The sequence below is a fragment of the Nitrospira sp. BLG_2 genome, assembly GCF_049222245.1.
Genome location: NZ_JBLYIG010000308.1, coordinates 1 through 5,519, shown reverse-complemented (window position 1 = coordinate 5,519; position 5,519 = coordinate 1). Strand labels below are relative to the sequence as shown.

The 5,519-nt window shown below is 56.6% G+C and carries 5 protein-coding genes and 1 pseudogene; 3 read left to right on the top strand and 3 right to left on the bottom strand.

The features are described from left to right. Together ACOSYY_RS08580 and mpqE are read right to left on the bottom strand one after the other, a co-directional pair. A partial coding sequence (locus ACOSYY_RS08580) for a B12-binding domain-containing radical SAM protein (RefSeq protein ID WP_421661850.1) occupies positions 1–1,371 on the bottom strand: 1,371 nt, incomplete at its 3' end. Between the two features lie 67 nt (positions 1,372–1,438). Beyond that, the gene (gene mpqE, locus ACOSYY_RS08575) at positions 1,439–2,215 is read right to left on the bottom strand and encodes a methyl-plastoquinone biosynthesis methyltransferase MpqE (protein ID WP_421661849.1); all 777 of its coding nucleotides are present in this window, start codon (positions 2,213–2,215) and stop codon (positions 1,439–1,441) included. Positions 2,216–2,370: 155 nt separating this feature from the next. Here mpqE and ACOSYY_RS08570 point away from each other — a divergent pair, with 155 nt between their 5' ends. Both ACOSYY_RS08570 and ACOSYY_RS08565 read left to right on the top strand, forming a co-directional pair. Further along, on the top strand, positions 2,371–2,517 hold the full coding sequence (locus ACOSYY_RS08570) for a hypothetical protein (RefSeq protein ID WP_526023304.1): 147 nt from the start codon (positions 2,371–2,373) through the stop codon (positions 2,515–2,517). A 64-nt stretch (positions 2,518–2,581) separates the two neighbouring features. After that, positions 2,582–4,183, top strand: a complete 1,602-nt coding sequence (locus ACOSYY_RS08565; RefSeq protein ID WP_421661848.1) for an ATP-binding protein — start codon at positions 2,582–2,584, stop codon at positions 4,181–4,183. 16 nt (positions 4,184–4,199) lie between these two features. Here ACOSYY_RS08565 and ACOSYY_RS08560 read toward each other — a convergent pair whose 3' ends face one another. Further along, positions 4,200–4,463 (bottom strand): PIN domain-containing protein, encoded by a 264-nt coding sequence (locus ACOSYY_RS08560; RefSeq protein ID WP_421661847.1) that lies wholly within the window; start codon positions 4,461–4,463, stop codon positions 4,200–4,202. Positions 4,464–4,952: 489 nt separating this feature from the next. Here ACOSYY_RS08560 and uvrA point away from each other — a divergent pair. Beyond that, a pseudogene (uvrA, locus tag ACOSYY_RS08555) lies at positions 4,953–5,519 on the top strand (ABC-ATPase UvrA); the annotation flags it as partial.

Sequence of the window (5,519 nt, the reverse complement as noted above, 5' to 3'; positions counted from 1 at the left end):
GAGGGGGGCAGGGTTATAGAGCAACTTTCTGATACTCGTCGGGGTCAGCATCAAGGGGTTGTAACCGGCCGAAAGGTATCCCTCCTCCAACAGTCGCTGCTCCAGATCGGTGTTTGGCTGAATACCGAGGAAGAACATCAGCGGGAATACCCGCTCTTCCCCGATTATTGAGGCCACCGCCTTGTAGGACTCGACGCTTTGGAGAAGACTCTCTTCCGTTTCCTTGGGACTGTTCAGCGAATAGTTGAGGATCACCTTGCCCTTGAAGCCGGCTTCTGCCAGATAACGACAGCCGTCATACAACCGTTCCAGCTTGAAACCCATATGGAGATTATTCAGAACCTCTTGAGAGCCGGAGGTAATAGCCACCTCCAAATCGCCCACGCCTGATCGGACCATCAGTTTCGCCAGTTCCGGGGTAATCAGAGAGGTTCTGATGTAGCCCGACCACTCGATATCAAGTTTCTCGGCAACGATCCGTTCGAGAATCTCCGTGCAATGAGGATAGGCTTCTTTCCCAGTGATAAATTGGGCGTCGGTAAACCAAAATCGACGGGCACCCCACTGGTGGTAATGTTGGGAGATGTCCTTGACGACCATGTCCGGGGGCCGATAACGGACTCGCTTGCCTTCAATATACGGATAGAGGCAGAAGGCGCAGTCGTAAGGGCAGCCGCGTTTTGACTGCACTCCGATGGATTCGCCGACATATTCGCCGTACTGAGGAAAGATCGATGTGAGATAGGGCAAATCCACGGTCAGCGCGTCGAGCAGCGCCGGAGAACCCTGTCGGCCTTTCCTGATCTGGTTCCCTTCTTTGACGATGTACCGTTCATCTTCGATGGACCGGCCTTCGATCATTTTGAGGATGGCGTCTTCCCCTTCACCGAGGATGCCGATGGTTCCATCAGGGAGCTTTTCGATCAATTGATCGGCGAAGGCCGTAAAAGCCCCGCCTCCGATCATGATTTGGGCTTTGGGAAACTCTTTGCGGATCAGCGCAGGATACGACAGGATCGTATAGATGTGGTTGTAGTACCGGTAGAGCTGCTTGACGCCCTCGACCGATGCCGCGATGCGCTTGAGCGGGTTACTGGCAAAATAAAAATTGAAGGCGTGCTCCAACGAGGTGTCGCCTTCATGGGGTGAAAAGATTTGAATATCGCGCCAAGAAAAGCAGACCAAGTCCGGTTTGAACTCCGTGGCTGCATCGCGGATGGCTTGGCTTCGCTGTGCGACAGGAAACAGCGACAGATCAAGAATGCGCTGACGAACCTCCGGCTTTCGTCGATGGATAAAGTCCGCCAAGTAGGTGATCCCGATGGGATAGACCTTTTTGCAGGGGAGGAAAATATAGAGAATGGAATTCATAGAGCTAGATTGAGGATACTTTCATATAGTTCCACTCTTCTCAACCTGGGCCTAAACCTTCCCCTTCTTATTTCGTCGCTACATGAATGGCGACAATTCCACCACTGAGGTTCTTGTACGACACTTGGCGAAATCCGGCTTCTCGTAAGATCTGGCACAACCGTTCTTGATCGGGAAACGTCCGGATCGACGCCGGAAGGTACTCATAGACGCCGGTGCGATCGCGTGCGACTACCGTGCCGATCCAGGGGAGCAGTTTGAACGAATACCAGTCGTAGCTCTTCCGTAGCCAACCGAATACCGGCCGTGAAAACTCCAGGCACACGAAGCGGCCGCCGGGCTTCATCACACGGCGGATCTCCCGCACGGCCCCCGGCAAATCCCCCACGTTCCGCATGCAGAAACCGGTGGTAACCGCATCGAAGGTGTTGTCTCCAAATCCCAGATGTTCGGCGCTTGCCTGCAGGCAGGTGATCTTGTCGGTAAGTCCTTTCCCGCCGATCTTCTTAAGGCCCTCGGCCAGCATCGCATGGTTCAGGTCCGATGCGATCACACGCCCCTTGGGGCCCATTCGAGACTCGACAAGAAGAGCCAGATCGGCTGTGCCGGATCCGACATCGAGTGCCGTCCCCCGTCCAAGGGGAGTAATGAAGGAAGCGGTAATCTTTTTCCAATGGTAATGCAGACCGAAACTCAACAACGTGTTGTTCAGGTCATAGACGCGCGCAATGGCGGTGAACATCCGCTGCACGGCATCTTCGCGGGCCTGGCCTGACCAGGTCGAGACGACCTTGGCCGGGGCCTGAGGGTCTCGAGTCAATGGAGAACGGTCGGTTTTCACCATGCGACCGTGGTAGCACCCGGTTCAAGGCGCTGTCAAGCGGAGTCCTCGCTCTATTGGTGGCGCGGACGCCCAGTATTCTCGTCGTTCCACCTGGGTGAATTCGTCAGACTTCGCCGTCGGATGACCAAACTCACTACAAGGAGTACATCTTCGACATGCTTTTCCTGAAGCGGATGAGCGATTCGTTCGATCAGGAGCGAGAGCTACCGGTCAAGCATCACAAGTCGAGAGGGGGATGTCGGAAAAGCAGATCGCAGCTCAGCTCAGAGGAGATCGAGGTCAGGTCAATCGCCGCGCCTTGACGGCGAGGCATGACCGTTCGATACTGGCACCTCAGACAGGCCTTTCTAGATTTCGGAGTTCATCTTGGGCGAAACGCGCGTTGATCTGCAGCATCTGCTCGAAGACCTGCGCGATGCCTATCCCGGCGCGCTCGAAGAAACCATTTTGACCGAAGTGGTGGCCAATTCGTTGGACTCCGGCGCCACCTGTCTCCGCATTAAGACTTATCCTGCATCGTCGACGCTCACCATCGTGGACGACGGATCGGGCATGAGGCGACGCGATCTGGTGCGGTACCATGATCTGGCCGCCAGCACCAAAACGCGGGGGCACGGCATCGGCTTCGCCGGGGTCGGGATCAAGCTGGGCCTGCTGGTCTGCGAAGATGTCGTCACCGAAACCAGGCGTGGCAAGGAACATGTAGCCAGCCGCTGGCATTTGGCTGGACGGCACAAGGCGCCGTGGAAATGGATTCCTCCGTCTGGTTTGGTGGCTGATCATGGCACAGCGGTGCAGCTCAAGCTACAGAACGCGCTCTCGCCTCTTTTGGACGAAGGATACATAGAGGAAACGCTTCGCCGGCAATACCAACCGCTGCTGGAGCCGGAGTTCGACGAAGTCCTCGGCCGGCATTATCCGAAAGGGTTTCGGTTTGAGGTCAACGGCCTGGTGCTGACGCGCCGGCATGCCAGAAGCACGGAATCGTCGAGACTGGCCGTCTGCCTTGCGGGTAAGCGCAAGCCGACAGCGGTCGGTTACCTGACGCGAAGCGAATCGCCGTTTCCAGAGCATCAGCGAGGCATGGCTATCAGCACGTTCGGCAAGGTGATTAAACACGGATGGGACTGGCTCGGCATCACGCCTGCTGCGTCGGACCGGGTGGCCGGGATGATTGAGGCACCGGCGCTGTCTGCGGCGCTCACTCTGAACAAGGGAGACTTCGTTCGCGTCGGAACGCGAGGCGCGTTGTATCTGGGCTATCGCAAAGCCATTCAAGAAGCGGTCTCGCAGCAATTGGCCCATTGGGGCGATACCAGGGAAACAGACGATAAGGCCAAGCGCCGAGCCGTGCGACCGTTGGAACGGGATCTTGAAACTGTCTTGGTGGATTTGGCCGAAGAATTTCCGCTCCTGGCGTCATTGGTCGAGCGGCGACCAGGTGGCCAGAAGCGGTTGCCGATCGGTCCAACCGGGGTGAGCGGGGATGGACAGGCGATGCTCGCTGCCTCCCTCGTCAGTCAAGCGGAGGACGTGCGCGGACCTGCGCTCCCACCGGAGTCGCCGACTGAATCGACGGGCGCAGAACAGACGAGCAAAGAAACACAGATAGAATCAGCATCGCAGGCTGAACCTGAGCCTTTCCCTGGCGTTGCTGTCGTTCCGGGACCCAAGGGACGGTCTAAGCCTGCTCGTTATGGATTGAACATCCGGTTCGAGTCTCATGCAGGCGATCCGGATCTCGGTCGGCTCGTCGAATCCACCGTCGTTATCAATGACGCCCATCCCGCTTATCGCCGCGCCGCCGCTTCCCGCTCGGAGGGCTATCACATTGCCCTGGCGGTCGCGTTGGCCTTGGCCCGTTTAGCCGTGCCGCCGGCTGAGGAACACGAATTCGTGACGGCATTTCTGACTCACTGGGGTGAAGCGCTCGATCGGTCTCCGCGTGGACCCCGCAAGCGCCGGTAATCCGAGTACGTTCAAGCTATTCGCCAAAGAGATGAAGATCTTCAACGATGCGAAAGTGCCGCTTGTTTCTTGTGACGAGCGGCAGCCGTTTCACTAACGCGGTGGCGGCGATGAGGGCATCAGCCTTGTCGAGCGAGGGGTGCTGACGGCGAAGATCGGACTTTTCCGTTAGGGAGTCGGATAGGGGAACCAGATGGTATTGCCGCAGGTCGCTTTGGTGCCCTCTCGCTCGGAATCCGCGAAGCCCCGGCTTTGTGAGCAGTTCCTTCCCGGTGATCACGGAGTAATAGATCGTGAAGCGAGTGGTATCGAAGAGAGTTGAATCGGCCGACGTTGAAGTAATCGATGAAGATATCGGTGTCTAGGAAGAGCGAGGCTTTTGCCATGCTTTGATTTCGGCAAGGAAGTCCGCATCCGATTGCGTAGGCCTCTGTTTCCGTATCGCAGTAATGTAGCTAGCACTGTCCTCGATATTCCCGTAGCCAAACCGACTGAATTTCTCCCGAACTAAGGTTTCAAGGACAGTCGCTGGATCGACGCCCCTCTGTTTCGCCTCTTGGACCACCAAACTCTTCAGCTTGCAGTCAAATGACATCGTCCATTTTACTTTCTGTTCAATTGCCTTAGTCATGAAGACCTTCTGAATGAGCCTATATCAGCCGTCTTCGGTACAAGTGTCAAGAAACAAAATGTGAATGGTATAATCCCGCTCCGACACAGAGGCGCCGAGCGCTGAGCTCTGGCGGTTGGGCAAGGAACCAAGGAAATCATGGGCAATTCCATCATCATCAAGGGCGCGAGAGAGCACAATCTCAAGAATATCGACGTGGAAATTCCTCGCGACAAGCTAGTGGTCATCACCGGCTTGAGCGGATCGGGTAAGTCGTCCCTTGCCTTCGATACGATCTATGCGGAAGGTCAGCGGCGGTACGTCGAATCGCTGTCTGCTTACGCTCGGCAGTTTCTCGAACAAATGGGCAAGCCGGATGTCGATTCGATCGAAGGCCTGTCTCCCGCCATCTCCATTGAACAGAAAAGCACCAGTCACAACCCTCGTTCCACCGTCGGCACGGTCACAGAAATCTACGATTATCTCCGGCTGCTCTTCGCCCGTGTCGGGCGACCCTATTGTTTCCAATGTGGAGAAGAGATTACCGCGCAGACCGTCCAGCAAATGGTCGATGCGATCGCCTCTGTGCCGGAAGGGGAGAAGTTCCAGATTCTGGCGCCGATCGTGCGTGGGAGGAAGGGAGAATACCGGAAGGAACTGCTGGAGATGCGCAAGGCGGGCTATGTGCGCGCCCGGGTGGACGGCAAAATTGTCGATCTAGGTGAA